The organism is Burkholderia sp. BCC1993 (assembly GCF_905339865.1).
In the GTDB taxonomy this organism is placed as follows: Bacteria; Pseudomonadota; Gammaproteobacteria; order Burkholderiales; family Burkholderiaceae; genus Burkholderia.
Map to the genome: position 1 here is coordinate 18,341 of NZ_CAJPGZ010000010.1, position 22,527 is coordinate 40,867.

Annotated in this window: 16 protein-coding genes; 1 reads left to right on the forward strand and 15 read right to left on the reverse strand. The window is 46.0% G+C overall.

The window, feature by feature from the left end; translation table 11 throughout:
• The first annotated feature begins 67 nt into the window (after positions 1–67).
• Positions 68–1,216, forward strand: a complete 1,149-nt coding sequence (locus U4Y91_RS17840; protein ID WP_082088643.1) for a glycosyltransferase family 4 protein — start codon at positions 68–70, stop codon at positions 1,214–1,216.
• 221 nt (positions 1,217–1,437) lie between these two features.
• Here the strand turns inward: U4Y91_RS17840 and U4Y91_RS17845 are convergent, their stop codons facing one another.
• From U4Y91_RS17845 to U4Y91_RS17915, 15 genes are all read right to left on the reverse strand, one after another.
• Positions 1,438–2,553 (reverse strand): acyltransferase, encoded by a 1,116-nt coding sequence (locus tag U4Y91_RS17845; protein ID WP_321806151.1) that lies wholly within the window; start codon positions 2,551–2,553, stop codon positions 1,438–1,440.
• A gap of 67 nt (positions 2,554–2,620) precedes the next feature.
• Positions 2,621–3,718 (reverse strand): glycosyltransferase family 4 protein, encoded by a 1,098-nt coding sequence (locus U4Y91_RS17850; RefSeq protein WP_321806152.1) that lies wholly within the window; start codon positions 3,716–3,718, stop codon positions 2,621–2,623.
• Between the two features lie 146 nt (positions 3,719–3,864).
• Positions 3,865–5,016 (reverse strand): glycosyltransferase family 4 protein, encoded by a 1,152-nt coding sequence (locus U4Y91_RS17855; protein ID WP_321806153.1) that lies wholly within the window; start codon positions 5,014–5,016, stop codon positions 3,865–3,867.
• Positions 5,017–5,117: 101 nt separating this feature from the next.
• A complete protein-coding gene (locus tag U4Y91_RS17860) occupies positions 5,118–6,164 on the reverse strand; it encodes a glycosyltransferase family 4 protein (protein WP_321806154.1) in 1,047 nt (348 codons plus the stop codon).
• Between the two features lie 863 nt (positions 6,165–7,027).
• Positions 7,028–8,914: an acyltransferase family protein gene (locus U4Y91_RS17865; protein WP_321806155.1), complete on the reverse strand. Its 1,887-nt coding sequence runs from the start codon at positions 8,912–8,914 to the stop codon at positions 7,028–7,030.
• Between the two features lie 292 nt (positions 8,915–9,206).
• A complete protein-coding gene (locus tag U4Y91_RS17870) occupies positions 9,207–10,550 on the reverse strand; it encodes a hypothetical protein (protein ID WP_321806156.1) in 1,344 nt (447 codons plus the stop codon).
• A 90-nt stretch (positions 10,551–10,640) separates the two neighbouring features.
• Positions 10,641–11,216, reverse strand: a complete 576-nt coding sequence (locus U4Y91_RS17875) for a putative colanic acid biosynthesis acetyltransferase (protein WP_044846971.1) — start codon at positions 11,214–11,216, stop codon at positions 10,641–10,643.
• A 99-nt stretch (positions 11,217–11,315) separates the two neighbouring features.
• Positions 11,316–12,692, reverse strand: a complete 1,377-nt coding sequence (locus U4Y91_RS17880; RefSeq protein ID WP_321806157.1) for an endo-1,3-alpha-glucanase family glycosylhydrolase — start codon at positions 12,690–12,692, stop codon at positions 11,316–11,318.
• A gap of 73 nt (positions 12,693–12,765) precedes the next feature.
• A complete protein-coding gene (locus tag U4Y91_RS17885; protein WP_321806158.1) occupies positions 12,766–14,139 on the reverse strand; it encodes an O-antigen polymerase in 1,374 nt (457 codons plus the stop codon).
• Between the two features lie 44 nt (positions 14,140–14,183).
• Complete coding sequence (locus U4Y91_RS17890; protein ID WP_321806159.1) at positions 14,184–16,418, reverse strand: polysaccharide biosynthesis tyrosine autokinase; 2,235 nt, start codon at positions 16,416–16,418, stop codon at positions 14,184–14,186.
• 9 nt (positions 16,419–16,427) lie between these two features.
• Entirely contained in the window at positions 16,428–16,874 is a 447-nt protein-coding gene (locus U4Y91_RS17895) for a low molecular weight protein-tyrosine-phosphatase (RefSeq protein ID WP_044846974.1), read from the reverse strand.
• Between the two features lie 739 nt (positions 16,875–17,613).
• Positions 17,614–18,537 carry a GDP-L-fucose synthase family protein gene (locus tag U4Y91_RS17900; RefSeq protein ID WP_044846975.1) on the reverse strand — a complete coding sequence of 308 codons (924 nt, stop codon included), beginning with the start codon at positions 18,535–18,537 and terminating at the stop codon, positions 17,614–17,616.
• 5 nt (positions 18,538–18,542) lie between these two features.
• On the reverse strand, positions 18,543–19,661 hold the full coding sequence (gene gmd / locus U4Y91_RS17905) for a GDP-mannose 4,6-dehydratase (RefSeq protein ID WP_044846976.1): 1,119 nt from the start codon (positions 19,659–19,661) through the stop codon (positions 18,543–18,545).
• 234 nt (positions 19,662–19,895) lie between these two features.
• Entirely contained in the window at positions 19,896–21,071 is a 1,176-nt protein-coding gene (locus U4Y91_RS17910) for a polysaccharide biosynthesis/export family protein (protein WP_415750473.1), read from the reverse strand.
• Between the two features lie 56 nt (positions 21,072–21,127).
• Positions 21,128–22,507 (reverse strand): undecaprenyl-phosphate glucose phosphotransferase, encoded by a 1,380-nt coding sequence (locus U4Y91_RS17915; RefSeq protein ID WP_321806160.1) that lies wholly within the window; start codon positions 22,505–22,507, stop codon positions 21,128–21,130.
• Between the last annotated feature and the right edge of the window lie 20 nt (positions 22,508–22,527).

Genomic DNA, 22,527 nt, shown 5'->3' on the forward strand with positions numbered 1-22,527 from the left:
ATTACTTTGACAGAACACCTGGATAACTCATTCGGCGTTAACAGAATTTTGCACGGAGCACCGAATTATGAAGGTTAGCGTTGCAGTATGCGGGCGATTCCATTTTCACAACTATGTTGAAAAATTAGACGAATTTGGGATCCTTGATACATTTTACTACTCCCATAAAATACGTAACTCCGCATTCTCCTTAACACATAGCCGCGCGGTAAATGTCTGGCTCAAGGAATACGCGCTCCGAGCACACGCGAAGCTGCTCAAGGGTCGATTCAGCGACACGCTGTATCCGACATACCACGACCTTTGGCAGATCGGCGTCCAACTGAACTGGCGCCCGACACCATTGCTGCACGTGATGGCACATGGCACATCACTGCAAATTGTGAAGCGAGCAAAGCAGGAAGGTTCAATCGTAATCGGCGAGGTCGTCAATACACATCCAATCTATCACGACGAAATCCTGACTCAAGAGGAAAGCAAGCGCGGGATTCAGCATGAAAACAGAATAAACCGACAACAGCAAAGGCTCATCGATGAGTTAGAAATGTATAATTACGTACTCGCGCCTTCTGAAATTGTCCGTGAATCTTTCGTCCAGCAGGGCGTTCCGCCAAATATCATCAAGGTGATTCCCTACGCCGCCAATGTCAATAGGTTCCACCCTTTAGAAAAAAATACATCACTCAAAGATAGCTTCAACATTCTATGTGTCGGTCAGATAACACTACGAAAGGGTCAACTCTATCTTCTTGAGGCAATTAAGAAGCTTGATGACAAACGACTACACGTTACGCTGATCGGCCAAATAGATCCACGAATAAAGCCCCTACTGGCTAGCTATCAGCATCTCTTCAAGCACATTCCTCGCGTAGACAATGCCGAACTCAACGAGCACTATAATTCGGCTGATCTCTTCGTGCTGCCTTCACTCGAGGAAGGCTTGGCAGTCGTTCTATGCGAGGCCCTTGCGACTGGACTTCCCATCATTGCCACGCGCGAATCGGGGGCTGCGGAGATTATCGAGCACGACCGCACCGGAAAGATTATCCCCGCAGGTTCCTCCATTGAGCTTGCTGACGCGATCAACGAAATGGCTAATTCTCCGGAAAAAGTGAGAGAGTTCTCTCAACAGGCGATCCTTGCCGCGACGCAAACTCACAACTGGAATCAGTATGCCGATAAGCTGCGCAACCTATACTTGAACTGCTTAAGCTAGAAATTACGAATCGAAATTCGTGACACGCGTGTCACGACCCAACTGAGTCAACAAAACTTGTCGCTGATGCCATCAGCGACAGCATCAGCGACGCTACGTTGATGCTGTCGCTTCACTGGCTACAACAAACCGAATGGCAAACGCAATGAGCACTTCTCCGAAGCAACAGTTCAATTCATTGAATAATTTTCACGCCAGCTTGGCGACAAGTAAATTTAAAGTCAAGACCCGAAAATCATATATTTCTGACGCCTCGATTTCTTTGAAAGCCAATCAATTGCCGGCTTCTCAACGAAAAGATAAAAAACATACGAAAACCCGATAGCCAATAAGCCAGCCAAAGCCACCCATCCAATATTTTCCTGCCGAACGCCACGAAACAAAATCGCCGACAAAAAAACCAATAACGGCAAATGCGTAATATACAACGAATAACTTAACTTACCAACCCCTTCCAATAACGTAACTGTTAATCCACTCCAATCTTTAACAACCAATATCACACCAAGAAACAAGGCAAACGACAACGACCACACTTGAAATGCAACAAAAGGAAGCTTAAAAAATAAAATACATCCCACCACCAATAGAAAAACACCACCCGATAACCGCACCCTCATCTCTCTCGCATATTTATCAACCTCCCCCTCCGCAACCAGCACACCCAGGTACCACGAAAACCAATAAGAGGCAAACACCTTGACTCCACTTTCATGTAAAACAATACACGAAATCGCATTTACCATCAGAACAAAAAACATAACATTCCGAACACCCCATGCCCTAATCAAAATAAGCAAAAATGGATATACGATGTAGAATTGAATTTCGATAGACAAGGTCCACAATGCGCCATTAGAACCAAATACCCCTCCAACCACTCCCTGCAACGCGAGCAAATTAACAAAAAAATCCCGAATTGATAAATCACCAACTCTCACATAACCCGGCAATAGCTTCAAAGTCAAATAATCGAGAATTAACGTAACAATCAATGCCGCAAACAATACCGGATATATCCTAACAAAACGCCTAAACCAAAACCTCAACGCCATATCTCGAAACAAAAAATTAGCCTTCGAATCTCCAGCATATCCACGATGAATACAATAACCGCTCAACACAAAAAAAACGGGCACTCCAATCGACCCCCATACGAGCGGGAAAGAAGCATATCCAAAAATCCTAGATGCAGAGATTGCTCCCGGCCCCTCCAACCAAAAAGCACGCATTCCAATCCAAAATATTTCTCGAGCATGCAAAAATAGAACGAAAAGTGCTGCCACACCGCGCAGCAAATCTATGTTTCTTCCAACGAGAGGCCTTGAGAGCATCATATAGATTCCCGATCAACAAAACATACGAGCCCAACATCTCATACAAATAACGCCGGCTTCAGCAAGCCTACCCTCCGAGCAGTGCCGACACCAACTCTCCAATGTTATGGCTAACTGAAGTCTGGTACATGGCACGCTCGAATGCTTCCCTTGACAGTTTCTCGTAGTGCGCAGGATTCTCAGATAAATATTTTATAAAATCAGCGACTCTTCCCTCAAAATCAGAATCATCAGGATAAGCCACTCCCCCACCGGCTACCAATAGTGATCGAATACATCCTCTTGATGTTGCGATCACTGGAATCATCCTGCTCATCGCTTCTATTATAGTTAATGGCTCTGCCTCATTCTCGTAGGCGGATGGAAACACCAACAGATCAATTGATCCAAAAAACAACTCTTTCTTTTCGCCGTAGGCCGGGCCAATATAGTCGACCCTATCCTCGGAACGCACGCACAACTCAAATTGCTCCCGAATACTTTCATCAAGGGGACCAGCAATTATTACCTTCAGATCGACACCCTCGCCCCTCAACTTATCAACAATATCAAATAATCTAAATATTCCCTTTTCCCGCGTAATATTTGACAAAAAACCAATCGTCAACCCCGAACGGTTAACATTTTTTTCAACCTTAATGCCAGGACTCAATTTCATCCCGATAATTTCCGCATTCGAAATTGCCCGTACGTCCGTTACCAGACCCCCGTACCGATCTCGGAGCCGCGCCGCCATGTCCTCACAGAGCACAATATGCGTCACCTTTCCCGAAATTGAAAATATTATAGAAGTCACCCAGTCTCGTTTGTTAATGTATCTAAAGCTATGGTGATGAACAAAGGCCCGCACACCCAAAAATCTACCAATAACCAGAAATATTGAATCTCTAATTTGCCCCTTCCCACCCGAAAGAGCAACGTAAAGTGAAACAGGCCGATGCGAAATCATCAAAAAACAATAATTCACTATTAGCTTCACACCATCAAGAAAGCGACGAAACGTCGACGCAATCTTATTTTTTGAACTACCCCTCCAAGTCGTATCAAACGGAATCACATTTGCGCATTGCCGAAGTCTTTCCATCATGGTCTGGTTCATATTTGACAAGCCATGAACCGGCGGTGGAAATGCGCCGATCATGAACACAGTAGGTTTGCCCTTCATTTAAGAACCTCAACCAAGACAATCTAAAATTCAACAGTCGTAAAAAGATAATCCCGACTGGCCGCAATAAAATTCCTTCAACTCTATGCCTGTCAACTTCTGGGCAATGTGATAAATAGCTCGATAAATTTATAATTTTTATAATCTCAAGAAATCACTTTCACCAGATCAAGCAAATTTGTTGCATAGAGTTCCGGAGACCAATCTCGAATAAGCATTTTTGCTCGCCGTGCAAGCTTATGTCTCGTAGACGCCTCTTCCAACAATTCGATCATTTTTTTAGACAGCGCATCAACGTCATCCGGCGCCACAACAAAGCCCGTCTCATTGTCGATCACGATTTCGTCTGCGCATCCGCAAGTCGAAGTTACGATCGTAGGAATACCAGACGCCATCGCTTCACTAACACATATACCCCATTGATCATACTTACTTCCAAGAACCAAATACTCCGCCAACGCGTAATATTTTGGCATCTCTATGTTCAAAACACTGCCCCGCATTATTACCTTATCCTCAAGTCCCAGTGCGCCAACCCTCTCCCTGATGGTTGATTCCAGAGGTCCATCACCGATCAAGATTAAACAAACGGACTCACTCCTTTCATTTGCTTTTCCGAATGCCTCCAAGACACCAATAATATTTTTTCTATCGATAAATCGACTAACACACAGAACATATCGATCGGGCAAACAAAGGGTCTCTCTAACAGAAAATTCATCCAGCTTTGCTTTTGCCGCTATTTCTCCAAACATTTCCACATCGATCACGTCAAATCCAACTCGAGAGCGATCCATTGGAATCCCCAGACCTTTTACATATCTCCGATGTTTATTTCCGGCGACCAAAGCACCATCAAAGCGCGAAACAATTAATCCCTTTAATTTCTCTTTCCAAATCGACCTTCTCCCGTCGTCAGCCTTCGAATCTGAAGTAAAAATTATCTTGTAGCCATGAAATATTTTACCAAAGGCCAAATATATAGAATAATTTGTGTTGTATCCCAGCGTTACTATCACATCAGGGGAAAAATCACTTACTTCGACTCTTATCGCCCTCAACAAACGCCAACCCCGCACCAAACCCTCCTTAAGATTTGGGAATAAAGTCCTCTTATCGTATTTTATATCGCGCTGAAAAGAATCTCTGCTGCTCTGAGGATATTCGTATAGCCCAGATTCCCCGTACACCTCAATTAATCTGACCTCGAATCCTCGCTCGACACACAAATCGGCAAAAGATTTATATCGAGGGATGTGATAATCACTAAGATTCCCAATCACAAAAAGGATTCGCATATTACGCCCACTCAAATTCAAAAAAATATCAATTCGAGAACTTGCTCAATACATCATCAAGCACATGAAATAGCCCATCAATTTCTCAATAACCTATAAAACTAGCTCCAATTCGGAGCAACTTTATTTGATACGACTTCCAAATATCTTTCTGCAACAGCGGATTCAACATGCCGAGACAAATGCACCTGGTATTTACTAAATAAATTATCTCGAAGGTCTCTATTTTCGTGAGCACGAATCATCTGACTAACCAGATCCTCAACATCGTCGCGGCGAAACACAAGACCACATTCTCCGACAGCATCCGGCAACCCACCGCCATCTGATACTATTACTATGCAACCGCATGCCAGACCTTCCAATGCAACATTTCCGAAAGGCTCAGCCCAACGAGACGGAATCACTAATATCTTGTGCTGGTTATAAATTGATGCGATTTCGGAAGCATTTTTCTTTCCAACGAAATCGATTTCGATGTCTGGGCACTGAGAATGCGCAAGAACTTCCAATTCAGATCTATCTTCACCTTCACCAACTATGGTTACTCCCGAAATCTTTATTGTCGAACTTGCTTGTGCTAGAGCCCGGATAAAAATATCAGCCCCTTTATCCTTGACGAGACGCCCCGCAAACAAGAACTCTCGCGGTCTACTGTCGTAGGAAATTTCATTACGAAATACCGAATTTCTATATGGATTCCCAATTACGTTTCCGGCGTATTCACAGTCTGTCGCAACGGCCTTACTTACATAAATTCGACCTTTCACTTCACGAAGAAAAAGCCTTTTCAATCTACTTCTAAAACTTGGCTTACCATCAACTCCAGCGATCCAAGTTCTTACCGCGACATACGTTTTCCTATATCGCAAAATTCCGATTAATGCATACCGAAGAGACGGATTATTGTGAAAAATAACATCCGCCCACATTATCAATCCAATTCTCTGCCATACACCCGGCCGGCGGATGACCGCGAACGGAAACGATGTTTCGCATTTCGATGGAGTCTGGGTAACGAGAACTACATCGTGCCCAAGATTTACGAAATTTCGAGCCAGAATTTCCGAATTAACTTCAATTCCGCCAACCGACGGATAAAATGCATGAGAAATAAATAATATCTTCATCTTCGTCAACTTATTCATTAAGAGCGGGTTATCGAAGCAATCTGATTCGATGGGATTTTCCCTCGGTATCCAGATCCATCAGTTGGCGAATACACTGCGAACTCGGCCGCGCGACTATCTTTTAATATCAAACAATCCCATCGCCCAGCGGCCAATACCTTGACTCGAACAGCCAGATCATGCAGTCGTAGATGGCTAAACCACCTTGTCCCAAAAGATCTTCATCAACCAGACGAGGTCGAGGCCTTGATGCAGTACTCAATCCGGTCAGTAACAAGGTCCAAGGTGCGTCGTGATGTTTGGGAGCCGGGGCGCGACTCGTATTGCTTCTTGCGCGATTTCCGAGGTCAATTTGTTGTCGACAATATGTTCTAAGAACTCGTGGCTCGATTACAGCGGTTCACTGCCGCGATGTCTGACGCACGCGAAGTCGCAGTCGCTACACTTCGAAACGGGAATATACTAAGTATTGGCGGAACAGCTTTACCAATATGACCGCCACATGTTTCCGAGCGCTCGCGGCCCCCCGTCATACTGCCATGGCTAATCGTACAGTTCTATCGCACCACAGCCGACATCGATCCCGGCCAAGTCCGCCATCAATGCCGCACAAGTGCACAGTTGAAAACTGACGCCAGTCGGCGCATCAATAACATTCCGAATGACACGGATCTTCGATCACCCATCCCCTCAGTACCTTTTTATTTTGCAACATCACTTTCTACGTAAGCCTTGACATTTATTTATGTGCTATACCACCTCACGGTAGTCCGCCGCAAATCAAAACGTCAATTGACAAAATAAAAAATCGCCAAATTAGAGCCCCCTCAACTGAAATGAGAGAAAACATCTTATTCGGCGACAACCATCCACTCTCCTATTTATTTCAATTCAACAATAGCCTCAGCCAGTATTTTTGCTCCACTAATACTTAAATGATCTTCGTTGAAGTAAAGAACGCCAAAATCAGGTGCGTATACATGGCACACCGAATCGCACAAGTATCTTTGCGTATAAATTCCCCTAACACTACTATCCCTTTCAAGTGATTCGAGCATTTCAAATACGGCTGAATTTTTAGCGCGGTATATCTTCTCGCTCAAACCATATGAATTCAAATTCCTGCCATCTTGAGCAGCGACGCCCAAAATGGCTGGTGGATCGAATGATTGAACCGGTATCGGATACAGTACAATCACCTTCTTACCTGCCCGGTCCAAAGCAAGCGCTGCCCTTCTGAATCCGTCCAGCATATCTGCGTACGCGAAACTTCTGTATCTGTAGAAGTTCGCTACCATGACGACCTGTTTTATATTCCTATCTTCAAGAAGATGTACAAGCGTATCATTATTATGCTTTACACAAAATGGCCTACTCTCAATTGAATATCCTATTGAGGGCGGACAGGCAGAAGCAGTGATTTCCATTACCGATTGATCGTTCGCCACCAGCTTCTGCCCTAACGCAACAGACAATTCTGCGCCATGACTGTCTCCCCATATTGCGATACTAGGCGGCACATTCTTCGCCCCAAATGTACAATTATTTGAATAGGGAATAATTCTCGATCCATCACTATGACATTCTACGCGTCGCACATTATAGTCATTTGACGCATCAAATAGTCTTTGAGCATCGGTAGAAAATCGGTTTGGCATTCCTTGCGATGCACCAACAACTATTGGAGCAATACATCCAAGCACCATAATAGTTACCCCCACTTTCAAAACAGGAGTCCTGGCCGCTTTGACGCCCAAAAAAGGACGTTCGACATAATATCTAGAAAGCACCGCCGCAATTAACCCGATAATTATGGCCATACCAATTTCGGTTGGCGACAATTCATCGCCATAAATATGCTTTAAAAAAACTAGAACCGGCCAATGCCAAAGATACCACGAATATGAAATGTCACCAAAAAATAGAAACACCTTATTCGAAATCACTCTTCCAACAAACGTCTGCCATTTTGCGTTCGCACAAATAATCGCTGCAGCCCCAACGCATGGCACTAGCGCAGCAAATCCAGGAAAGGCAACTCGTTCATTATATAAAATCAGGCCACTGGCAATAAGAATAATTCCAGAAATGGCCAACATCTCATTACTCTTACGACCTTTCAAAAGACTCAATCCTGGTGCAGCACAAAATGCCCCAATCAGTAACTCGAAGGATCTAGGCGGCGTCAAGTAAAAAGCCGCACCCGGATGTTGATGTAACATCCATACCGAAAGAGAAAGCGACACGAGCATAAGAACTAGCACAACAGGAATGTACAATTCCTTTCTAATTCTAAAAATTAAAATCAGAATCAGGGGATGTAGAATATAAAACTGCTCCTCGACAGCCAGCGACCACGTATGCAAAAGCGGCTTCAGCTCAGCAGAGCCGTCGAAATATCCGGAGAGGTGAAGAAAAACAATATTTGAGACGAAAAAGATAGAACCGACTATGGTTTTACTTAACTCCATAAAATCTTTTGGAGAAAGCAGAAAATACCCACAAATCATCGAGAAAAACAATACCGAATATAGCGCGGGAAATATCCTTCGTACCCTACGTCGATAGAATTCGGCAATCGAGAATTCTCCCCGCTCAATTTCACCCAAAATTGTTCTGCTAATCAGATATCCAGATATCACAAAAAATATATCAACGCCTACGTATCCACCTGGAATAAGCGATTTGTTAGCGTGAAACAACACGACAGAAAGCACGGCTATCGCCCGAAGCCCCTGAATATCTGATCTAAAATTGACATGCCTCATATATAATTCCCGCTTTATAAAAAATACCAGCGGACACCAACATCACGACCATTATCGCGAAAAAGTCGCAGCCCACAACATAATGCTTGTTGATGACTCGAACACAAAAAACAAATCTCTGCAGCGCTCAACAACATTCCGGCACATCCACATGGATGTTAATATGACAAACCAACCCCACCTCAAACACAATTTACTTCTACACAAAATACTTCTCAATTTAAATTATCCTTTCACTCTGCAATCGACACCAATGCATCGATGTCATGCGTCGCAAATTTTTCAATTTTCCTCACGAAATATTAACCATCTTCACTAAAAATATCGAAGATAAAAACTCAATTCTATTTTGGCTTATTAGTTTTAACGAACTTCTCAAAACTATGATTAGCATAATCAACTCTTGCCAAGCGAGCCCATACGCCGCCATTGAAAGTGATCCAGATATTTTCGCGATCACATAACAAGCCGCGAGACCGAAGATCGAGAAAATCAATGCCCATAGGGTGAATCTGGTATGCAAGTTAACTGCCAGCAAAACAATAGCGCTGGTACCCCACAACATATTCAGGATAACCGCAATCAATAATGGTATAAATAGATTTATATCAAAAACGACCTTCCCTTTTGTCCAGTGGTCGAAAATGAATGGAGCCAGCCAAATCATGCTCGCCCCCACCAGCATTCCGATAAACAATGCCGCTCGCATTGCCGCGGCGTGTAACTTTCTGACCAAAGGCATATTTTCGGAAGCATAGGCTGACGAAATCTCAGGAACTATGGGTGAGTTGATCGCCGTAGACAACTGAACCAATAAACGCGCGAGAGTACGCATGGCGGTAAATACAATTACCTGTAACGGTCCAAACATGTATCCGATTAGCATGACACTTCCACTTTGCGACACGGCGACGCTGGCAGGCAACGCCATATAACCTAGGCAGGGGCGTATCAATCGCCGAGCCACTAGTAAGCCGTCTTTCGATAAAACAAACCTCGCCCACTCAAACCGAACGGCTAACTGGCGAAACATCCCAATTACAAAGATTATCCGAACGATCAAAACAGATAGCGCTACTACTATTGGACTTCCGCCGAGCAAAGCCGAAGATACAGTCGCCATAATTTCCGTAAGGCGTTGGACATTATTTAGAAATGCACCGTAGGGATATTGTCCACCCCCACGAAAACTGGCAACACTACAATTTTGAAAAAAAGTCAAACAAACCTGAATTCCGAAAATAAGCAAAATTATGACTGAAGAGTCTTCCCGAAATCCGTGAATAGGTAATATCTGAAACTGACTTTGCAGTATTATTAACAGGCAAGTCAGGAAAATCACCGCAATGCACGCGACAATGTTCGCCACAAGTGCCCCACGAAAAGCATTTTTTGCTTTCATCGGATCCTTGCGGCCGAGTGCCATGGCAATCTCATTTCCCGCCACGGAGCTAAATCCCATATCACTTAACGCAAGATATTGTGGGATAACGCTTAAAATGATCCATGCCCCGTACTGCTCGGCGCCCCAATGGATCAATAGTGTCGGCAATATTATGAGCTGCCCCAATATCGTGACAGCCTGTCCAAATCCATTGACCAGGATCCCTTTTCCGATTCTTGCTCCTAGGCTCATATGTCTCTATTCCGGCGCCGATATTTCATTCATCAATCAATTATTGAATGCTTTTGATTAAAAATAATCTAAAACAATATCTCACAAAAATCAGCCTGCCCCATCCCGCTCATTAAACAAAACTCTATTCTTGATGGGCTTCGCAGGTGAGCCGGCACAAATCATGTGAGCTGGCATATTTCCTATAACCACGCTACGAGCACCCACCACTGCACCGTCCCCGATAATTACTCCAGGTGCGACAAATGTCTCAGTCGCAATCCAGACACCCGATCCCACTTTTAACCCGGCCCCACGAATCGGAAAATCAACCGATCGATAATCGTGATCTCCACCGCACAAATATGTCCCTTGCGAAACTACTGAATGCGCCCCGATTGAAATATCACCTAGGCTATAGATGTGTACGTTATCGCCAACCCACGCGAAATCTCCAATCTGTACCTTCCAAGGATACGTAATAATTGCGGACGGTCTTATGAGAACTCGCTTCCCGATTTTTGCGCCAAATGCCCTTAATAACATACGCCGGAATCCATACGCAATTTGTGGCGAGCATCTAAATAATGTTGCCTGGACAATCCACCATAATTGCACAATTACTGCGTGACGTCCTCGGAATCCCCGCGGCATGACAAAACGACTTAGATCTTGAGGTAAATTCATGAGGTCACTCCGCTTCGGCGCATAAAATGATAGTCATTCATATCACCGACACCCATCTAGTTCAGAAATCAAAAAATCGTATCGACCAGCGAACGTTACCTATCGGAACGTCTCTTCCACCAATGCGTGACCAGAAAAATAATTGAATCTCGAACTACTGTCTGAATCCGAGATCTCCTGCTCTCCTGTTTTTTTCAAAATCACACTTCCATTGCGGATCAAAGTAAATGTCGGTCGGCCGAATTCGAACGGTACGTCGACGTTTTGCAGTCCGGCCTGCAAATTGAAAGTCGAATGATCGCCACCAATTTCCACAATCAAAGTTGCTGGATACTTTAGAAAAGCCGTCACGTAAACACGATCTTCCAATGTGGATACATTTTTAGGACGACCCATATCGGAAAATTCCTTCGGCGTTACCGTCGCACTCAACTTCATCGGTGCCAGTCGATAAAAATAGTAGAGTTGGTCGGTGGAGATATGCGGTGGCACACCGGCTTTAAACCAATCAATATAGTACTTGCTTGCTTCTAGATAGGCGCTATGAGAGAGCAATTTCCCGGCTGTACCCCAAGTGAGCGCCGTCGTATCCGGACTTCCGAATGGAGCCATATACGTCGATTCGTTCCAATCATTCCACGTTACGAGCTCTACCCAATCGGCACCTACATCAATGGCAGATCGCCACTGATCCTCCATACCTTGAAATCCCTTTGTGTCAAACAATCTATAGTTTGTAGAATTTCCGCGGTAATACGGATAAATTCCCGCCATAAATATTTTTTTTCTTTCGTGGAGACTTCGAGATAAATTTATATTGGAATTTACGACTTGATCAGACCTCGTTCCTGCAGCAAAATAGAAATATCCATCAATGTCGGGGAATGTATTGATCAGATTTTCAGCTAGAAGATCGGAGATCAGCGGGAAAACTATTGGTCTCGTATAGAAAAATGGAATAAAAAACAACCTTTTGTTTTTTGCAAATTCCATCAACTCTTTGCCTTGTCTATTATCCTTTCCCTCTCTCGAAAAAGTTGACAAAACAAATTTTCCACGGAAATAAAATTGATTTGGTTGATTACTCAACGTGTCAACGATATCTTCGAGCTCCTGACGACTCAATCCATCGTCAGATATAAATAACTTGAAACCAGTTCCTAACTCTTTTGCAGCCTCATAGATTCGGAGTACGCGCTTTTTATATTCCGGCTCTACCTCATTCCAGTGTCCGCAATTCAGTGCAAATCCATCGATATGATATTTCTGCGCCGAACGTATCTCGTCCTTATAATCATCAACGCTTGCCCCTGGCCCCTTCACTGGACAACAAACCATATAGTGAGCAAAAACATACTTTCCCTGCGTCCTTTGCTCTACTTGATCAAATTTGGAGCCGAGCGAAGAATCAGAAAGAAACACTGCCCACACAATAAATAAAGTGACTTGCCGGAGAATTACGCTAAATTTTCTCACGATGTCCCTCAGTAAACATCAACGTCACCCTAAATTGGGAGCTACGAAGTTCAAAAATCCAATATTTACGGTGTTAGCTACGGTTAGCTGGTGCAGAGAAGCGGTCAGTATCGTTTATCAGAGACTGCCGTCCCCTTTTGATACCTAAAAATTTATTCACTGCGGCCGCCAATACAACCGGTGCGATCGTAAGCGCCGGAAATTTGAAAAATGAGATAATCCAGCCGTCTCGGAAAAACTGAATAAACAACGCACAAAAGCAAATATACATCATTGCGTTTATCGGTTTATGCGAATTCCGCATAAACCAATTATATGTCGTCGCAAAGAACATCCCGTATGCGACGTGCAGTAGTACAACGCCAACGATTCCTGCACTAGTCCAAGCATCGCCAACCGAAGTCCGTGTCAAGCCAAAGAAGTTGGCGTAGTCGTTCAGGTTAAAAAGCTGAATTGGCGCCCCGACTGGTTTCCCCGGCCACCAAACACGTGGAATAGGTTCGGTGAAGATCTGCAAATATTGAACACCGTACGTATATGTCTTTGTTACCGCTGGAACAAATTTTAGTATTATCGTAAGCGTATCAAAATTTGCGAAGTCCGGTCCTTGAAACGGAATTAGCAAACTATCGCCTATCGAGTGCTCGACTGTGGTGCTAGCGAGGGATGGGTCAATCAACCCTCGAATAAATGATCTATCTTGTCCCAGAACACCGAAGAGAGCGAAGATTGGAAGCCCATAGAAGATCCAACGACGCGGAGGCCAATACTTCTTCTTGGAATACAGATACAATAATGCAACCGCTAAGGTTGTAAGAACGATCGACCATCGTCCCCCACCAACATAAGATCGAATAAAGAAGAAACCGAGCAATGGCATAAAGCTCCTGGCCTTAAAACCCTGCTGATACAAAAGAATCACGCACAGACCTACTAGAAGAAATTGAGCATCCAAAATATATCCATTTTCATTCGTATTAATAGATATATTATTAACGGTCGTCATATTTGCGTAGTTCGCTCCCCCCGCAGAAATCCCCAGACCCGCCGACAACATAGAATAAATCGCTATGGGGCCAAGAATGAGCCAAACTATTACGACCGTCTTTGTGCTGATTGCATAATTCTGAGTTGTCTTTTCAGAATAAACAGCACTCTTTTTATTGATGGAAAAAAAATATCCGCCTGTGAACGAGATCAAACCCGCTGCTACGACGATATGAGTGAGTGCGAGATCACTTTCATCCGGGGTTACCCCGATATAATCCCAGACAGCATTGAAATCAAACAATTCCCCCAGTGCCGGTCTAAATATAAATACCACAAAATGGAATATCAAATACCAAAACAGAGGGCTAAACATACTACAACTTCTCTTTTGCCCCAAGAATAGGAACAAACAAAATAGAAACGCGGAAATGTCAACAAAGAGGCCGATGGTCTCCATAATCAACCTCCATAGATGGACAATATCTCGTCGAGATTCATCTCTTACGCTTTCTCGTTCAAGTACCCGGCGTAAGTGTAATATGAGTAGCGATATCTACCGTCGCTATATCCATAACGCCCCGGGCGTGGTACTACGCAATTGAAGATAATGCCTTTCGGATTTACGCCAACTTGCGTTAATCTCTTCTTCGCCTCATCCAGCTCGCCGATTGTCGAAACACCTCGTCGAGCAACCAAGAAAGTCAGACCCGCAAGCATCGCTATTGTGGACGTTTCCGCAACTGGCAAAATAGGTGGCGAATCAACTAAAACGATATCGTACCTCCCGGTCATGCTTTCTAGGAAGTGCGCGAACTTCTTTGAAGAAATTACTTCGGCTGGATTCGGAACAATTTCACCAGTCGCGACAAAGTCGAGATTACTGCGAACATCTCGCCGAACTACGTCCTCAAGGGTGCGTCCTTGTACAATAATTTCGGAAAGCCCATTTTCTCTCTGTTGTCCCAACGCGGTATGTAATGCCCCCTTCCTCAAATCGGCATCGATGAGCAAGACCCGACACCCAGAATCAGCAAGTACCGCCGCCAGATTTAAAGATATGAATGACTTGCCCATATTGGGCGTCGCCCCGGTTATCTGAAGAATATTCGACTTCGCTTCCGCTAACGTAAATTGAAGCGCAGTTCGAAAACTTCTTAAGCTTTCGATTGCCGGATCGGTCGATTTAATATCAGCCAATATTCCCGACTGACCATCTCGCTGCCGACTCCTTACAAGTGTCCGCTGATTTTCACTTACAGGCACAGTTGCATAAACCGGAAGATTAATTCGATTTTCAATATCGTTAGCTGACTCCAATCCTCCAAAGATTGCACGGCGCAAAAATGCTGTCGCCACAGCCACGATGAGTCCGAGGATCACGGATACCCCAATAATGACCGCACGGCGAGGTTTGACTGGAACGTCAGACGTGGTAGCTGAATCAACCAATCGGACATTTCCGATTTTTCCCGCTTTAATTAACTGTAGCTGCTGATAATTGTTAAGCAAATTTGTATACAAACTTGTGTTAACCAACACATCTCGCTGAAGGCGAACTACTTGCTGCTCCAGTGGCGGCAACGCACGCGTCCTCGCTTCGTTTTCCGCTATCGCATTTTTGTATCTTGCTATTTGCGCATCGATTGCTTTAACCGAAGGATAGTTTGGCGTGAATTTTGTTACCAGTTCGTCACGTTGTTGCACCAATTGCAGCAGTGCTGATTGAAGCGTTACAGAGTTTTGCAACGTCGAAGCAGCCTCTCCGCTAAGATCCACGGTGTTATTTTTGACACGGAAGCTATTGAATCGTTGTTCGGCCGCCTCGAGCCTCGATTTAAGTTCCGGAAGTTGTTTATCTAGAAATTTGAGCGACTTTTGCGCTTCTTCCGATTTTCTCTCAATATTTTGATTAATATATTCCTTGGCAATCTCGGTCAGAATGTCAGCAATATGTGCTGGCCGCTCCCCCTCCAGAGCAACACCGATGACATCCGACTCCTTACCTTTTTCGGCGATCTGCAGCTTGCCTTGAAGAGCAGCAACCGTCCCAACAGGTGACCGTTGAATCAGCGTAAAACGTGCACCAGGTGCTCCATGGACAGAATCCACTAACAAATTTATCTCGCCGAAAGGGGAAGTGGCCACCAAACGATGACCAATTTCACCACGATATGCGAGATTGTGCTCTTTATCAATTAATGAATAATGACCGCCATTAGCCAATTCTAGTTGAAATTCCCTTCCATACAATGACGGTGGCACATCAAATTTCGAAACTTTAATCGACTCCCTTCCCCATACAAATCCGCCAAATCCAAATAACCCGGGCTTACTTATCGTAGAGTTGAATCGAGAAATCCATTCCCCCAAAAAGGGAAACCGCAAAGGTTCTGCATCGATATCGAGCCGCAGGTTATTCACCGCTTTCCCAACCACCAGGCGCGATTTAATAATTTCTATTTCGGTACTGGCTTGCGACTTGATATCAAATAACGTACTCACGTCAGATAGCAAGCTACGCGTTGAGTTCGGATTCTCTTCAACTTGCACAAGTATATCGGCCCGATAAACTGGCGTTGCGGTGAATGCATAGATCGCGCCGATCAAGAAGATAACGAGAATTACCCCTCCCATCATCCATCGATAATCGTACATCACGTCCAACATATGGCCGAGGTCGAGTTGACCATCTTCTTCCGTAAATCTCTGTTGAACTGGCGTGCTAATGTTATCCATTTTCATTTCTCATTGCGCCCGTTTGAAAAGATGAGTCAGTGGCCCAAGCCATTTGTCTACCCCAGCATCGATTAAAGAAAGACTTTTCACAAAAGCATCAAGTCCCAATTTGTAGGGATCCGGAATATCCGATGACTGATCGCGTCCCAAACAAAATACTTTCCCGCGGGCAAGCGGAAAGGAATTAAGCACGACCTGTTCTTGCCAACGCTCCATCACAAATATGACGGCCGCAGCAACTACTTTTTCACGATTCAAAAGCTTTGCCCGGTGCAAGCTAATATCCAGATTTCGCTCTGCCATCAAGCCGACCGCAACCGGATCGGCTGGTTGCCCAATCATCGGTCGGATACCGGCCGTGTGCACAACTATTTGAGGAAGTTTATCTTGCAGGATAGCCCCGGCCATCGGACTCCTACAGACATTTCCCTCGCAGAGGACAAGAATCGAATTCATCTCAGCAAAATACACGGAAGCGTCCCGGATAATATTTAATTCAGAATTTCAACACCAAATTAAGTAATATTGGCCCAGCTCCACATTTATCTACGGGAATTGGCATACCGGTTGATTAGAACTTGAATTTACACAACGGCGCTTCAACTTTGTCGGCGACGATTTTCCATGCAACGGAGCATAAAGTTGCCCCTGACCAGGAAAAGTCGAATAAGCAGTCTGATTGTTTAGCGACCGATCCAAGGTGGACAAATAACTAGCCCCTACCCTGTCATTCTTCACATTACCGAAAAGCGAACTAGCGCTTCCTCCATCGGAACCACCTATGCTGTTCTCCGGAGTCACTGCGCCTCCCTGGATGGGGTAGCCACCTGTCGAGGTAAACCCTCCCATACCGGGAGCAGCTCCACCAAGGAACATATTGTTCGCTAGTCTTTCACTCGTCATAAGAGCACTGGAACCGATCTGCCATTGATATGAGTTTCCGATATCTTTATTCATCAACTCGTGAGCAACGCAGAGATTACTAATGCTGAATGCGCCAAAAAAAAATATGCTAAGGAGGCCACCTAGTGCAGTTGAACGCACTACTGAGTATGATAGTCCTTTCATATCTTCCTTCACTTCTTCACGCCCTTTAATATTGAAGCCGCTCGAAAATTTTCAGCGCATCGCAATCTATATATAAAGTGCGTCGTCAGAACGATTCCTTTAAATCTCAAAAAAACCGGATATGCACCTAGCTTTTCATAAAAGCTGAATAAGTCATTTTCAATCCATCTTCGAGGCTAACCTTTGCCCGCCAACCCATATTAGCGAGTCTGCTCACATCCAGCAATTTTCGAGGAGTTCCATCTGGTTTGGTTTTGTCAAACACAATATTCCCATTCCATTCGATCGCGCGCATTATCGAACTCGCAAGCTGCCCGATAGTAATATCTTCACCGCATCCGACGTTATAAATACCATTTTCGACGCCATTTTCCATTAAGAAAATCGCCGCCGCGGCAAGATCGTCAACGTACAAAAATTCTCGTCTAGCGCTGCCGCTCCCCCAAACTTCGAGCACATCTGTTCCAGCCATCTTCGCTTCATGCGCTTTCCTAAGCAAAGCTGGCAACACATGACTTGTGTTTAGATCATAGTTATCGTTCGGGCCATAGAGATTCGTTGGCATGAGCGAGACATACTTCGTCCCATACTGACGATTATAAGATTCGCAGAGCTTAACTCCCGCGATCTTTGCAATTGCATACGGTTCGTTTGTTTTCTCGAGATGTCCGCCCAGCAAGTATTCTTCCTTAATCGGCTGATCGCAATCACGAGGATAAATACAGGAGGACCCGAGAAATATGAGACGCTTCACCCCGGCACGAAATGCCGAATGTATTACATTGGCCTCTATCATCAAGTTTTCGTATAGAAAATCGGCTGGGTACGAGTCATTCGCCTTTATTCCGCCAACCTTCGCAGCAGCCAATAGCACAACATCAATCGACTGCGAATTAAAAAAACTCTCCACTTGCGACTGGCAAATTAGATCAAGATCTTTCCGACAACGAGTGATAATGTTCTCGTATCCGGATTCCTTCAATGCTCTAACAATCGCAGAGCCAACCATCCCGTGATGTCCGGCAACAAAAACACCAAGTTTCTTATTCACGATAATTACTCATTGTGGGCAAAGGTTTTGAAACCAGCCAATTTTATGAGTGCATCCCTCTTGGCAGCCTGATGATCAGCATTAACCATTTCGTGAACCAATGATTGAAACGAGGTTCGCGGCTTCCAACCCAACTTCTGATGCGCTTTCGTCGGATCACCAAGCAATGTTTCCACTTCCGTTGGACGGAAATAGCGAGGATCAACTCGAACAATAATTTCACCGGGCGAGACATTTACCTCGTTTCCAGCAACCGTCTCTACGACCCCCACCTCATCCACACCGCTTCCTTCGAATTTAATAGTGATTCCGAGCTCAGCAGCAGCAGATTGGACAAAATCCCGCACACTATATTGAATACCAGTCGCGATAACGAAATCTTCTGGTTCATCTTGCTGAAGCATTAGCCATTGCATTTCGACATAATCACGAGCATGTCCCCAGTCTCGCAGAGCCGACAAATTCCCCAGATACAGGCAATCTTGCAGTCCTACTGCGATTCGGGCAATTGCACGGCTAATTTTTCGTGTTACAAAAGTTTCACCTCGGACTGGGGACTCGTGATTGAAAAGAATCCCGTTGCACGCGTAAATACCGTATGCTTCCCTATAGTTGACGGTGATCCAGTATGCATATAGCTTGGCTACCGCATACGGACTTCTAGGGTAGAATGGCGTCGTTTCCTTTTGAGGAATTTCTTGCACGAAACCATATAATTCCGAAGTCGATGCTTGATAAAAGCGTGTTTTTTTATCAAGACCAAGGATACGAATCGCTTCTAGAATTCGGAGCGCGCCAATTCCATCTGCGTTCGCCGTATATTCCGGCTCCTCGAAAGACACAGCCACATGACTTTGTGCTGCCAGATTGTATATTTCATCTGGTTGCACACGCTTAATAATACGAACAAGGCTGGTCGCATCGGTTAGATCCCCATGATGCAGCACGAAACTGCGACCTGAAACATGTGGATCTTGATAGAGATGATCGATTCGGTCCGTATTAAATAGTGAAGTGCGGCGCTTGATTCCATGCACCTCGTAGCCTTTTTCCAGTAGCAGTTCAGCAAGGTAGGATCCATCTTGCCCCGTGACACCGGTTATCAAAGCAACTTTGCGCGTCATACGTTACCCCTCAATCTGTTATTTAAGCGTTGATTCGCCATATCGATGGTTAATCGCCGATTCTGCTTACATCATATTAATGATAATACTCATGCGAATCAGCTCCCTGCTCAACCGCAAGCGGATCAATTCTTATCTAAACTATTCGTCGGCATTTCACCGCAAGTTGCTTTTGATTAGTCTCGGCTCGCGTTGCAGCACTACAATCGATAATACGTCCTCAAACCGCCATAATCATTTCGACAACACGGCACCCGTTAGGCCGGCGTTTACCGCTGGCAACAGCAAATTCAAAACCCGACTAAATCGGACTAAGCCATTGCCATCCACATATACGACATCTCGTGGCTTAAGCTCAAACTGGTTCGCAAGGAGCATTGAGACAGGGGACCGGGCGTCGAGATGAAAGACCTCCGGAGCCGTCGCATTTGATCCACGTACGACGAATACTTGTGCGGCATCCGCGCTGTTGCTATTCACACTTCCGGCTTGCGAGATCGCCTCACTTAATGTCAGCTTTCCACTCCTGAGTGGATATGCACTGGTTGGCTTATTTACTTCGCCCATTACATATACGCCGTGCTCTTCACGGGAAACCACGCGTAACAAATCGCCATCCTTCAGAACAATATCCGACGGACTTATATTGCGATCAAGGATTCGCGTCAAATTGATTGGATAGGACTTTCCGCTTCGCACCACGACCATCCGACTTTGGTCAGCCGTCGGACTAAATCCACCAGCGCGGCTGATAGCCTCGTTCAAGGTCAACGGGACATCGTTGACGGGAACGACTCCCGGCGAATGCACTTCACCGTCCACATAGATTTGCTGAGAGCGATAGGAAGCGACGCGAACTGTAACCTGGGGCTTCACAAATACCCTCATGAATGAATACTCTACAGCTCGCTGGGCTTCATCAATACGCATTCCCTCGACATGAACAACACCGCCATACGGCACTTGCACATTGCCTTTGTTATCGACCACAAATCCTTGAGTTGGATCTGCCGGACGCGTAGTACTGACGTTTTGCCCCCCTCCTTGCGCCGCCATCAATTCCGGATGGTCCCACACGGTAATCTGGAGTACATCTCCCTTGCCTAACTTATAGGCTTGGGCCTTGCCTACCAGATCTCTAATCTGATCCTCATCCGCCTTGAGGTCCGCCTCGTGCATGCCTCGAATCAAATTCGTCGTGATATCCGTAATCGGTACTTGAAGGTCGGGTTGCTGTACCTGCGCATCGTGCCCGCTAACCGGTAACGTCGCCGGGGTTGTCATCTTCATCCCTGGCGCAAATGCACATGCCGACAGCATTACGCTTACAGCCGCACCGAAAACTAGCTTGCGGTTGAGTTTGCGAATTTGCACCACGGCCTCGCCTGCATTTTTCCAATAACCATGCATTCCTATCTTCCTCGACTCTTGCCTCGCTCGGACGCCCACCGACCGTGAAGGCCGATTTAGTACGCGTTTGTATTCATCAAGCCTTTCGTCACCGTCGCAAGGACAATGCGCATATCCAGCGCGAATGACCAGTTCCTTAGGTAATACAGGTCATATTCGACCCGCTTCTGCATCTTCTCGAGGCGATCGGTCTCCCCGCGATAGCCGTTCACCTGAGCCCATCCGGTAATTCCGGGCTTGATGCGATAGCGGTGGATGTACCCGTCGACGACCTTTTGATAGAGCCGATCGTGCTCGATCGCATGCGGCCTCGGCCCAACCACCGACATCTCGCCGCGCAGCACGTTAAGAAACTGCGGCAGCTCGTCGAGACTGGTTCGTCTGAGAAAGCGTCCGACACGGGTGATGCGTGAGTCGCTCTTCGTCGCCTGCGTGACCACGCCTGGCTGTTCGACGTGCGCACGCATCGTGCGGAACTTCAGAATCTGGAACTTTCGCCCGTCCGCCCCCTTGCGGTATTGCTTGAAGAACACGGGCCCGCGTGACGACAACTTCACCGCGATGGCGATCACCACCATCAGCGGCATCAGCGCCACCAGCGCGATTGCGGCGAACAGGCGATCGAACACATCCTTCTGCCACATCGCATGACGCGGAAGCGGCGATGCCACGAGATTGATCGCCGGCGCGCCGATGAGGTCGATCATCGCGCCGTCGAACAGCGCGACGCTGCGCACATCGGGAATAAAGCGGATGTTCACTAGATCGTCGCCGAACGTATTGACGAACCGCAGAACGGTCGCCTCCTCCGACAAAGGCAGCGAGAGCCAGATTTCCTGGACACCGTTCTCGCGGACAAACTGTGCGAACGCGTCGAGCTCCGTGAATACCGGCACGCGATGCGAAGCATTCGCGGTCACCGGGCGCAGGTCGAATACGGCGGCCGGCCGGAATCCGCTGGCCGGCGACTCCTCGATGTTTCGAACAACCTGTTGGCAGTGCTGAGCGTATCCGACCACTGCGACACTGCGCAGGTTGATGCCCGCATGACGGACACTTCGCAGAAACAGATGCGTGACGATTCGCGACGCGATCAGCGCACTACCGGTCATCGCGGTCCAGTACACGAACCACAGCCTGGAAATCACGTCGGAGCGATGGAGCGAGAACATCAATACGATCCCGCACGCCTGAACGACGAGCCACGCGAGCGAGATCTTCCCGCTCAACCTCAGCATCGACCGTCCCCGCCACGATTCGTACACGCCGAATACCGGAAACAGCACTAGCGTGAACGCGATCGCGAACGTGACGAGTGCGCTGTCGAAGTGCCCTTCTGAAACCGTCTGATAGCGAAATTGCGATGCAAGCAACGAGCCGGCGACGATCAACGCGATATCCACGAGTCGAGCCATCAAGCCTTGTAGACCGAACATTTCAATCTCCCGTCTGACGT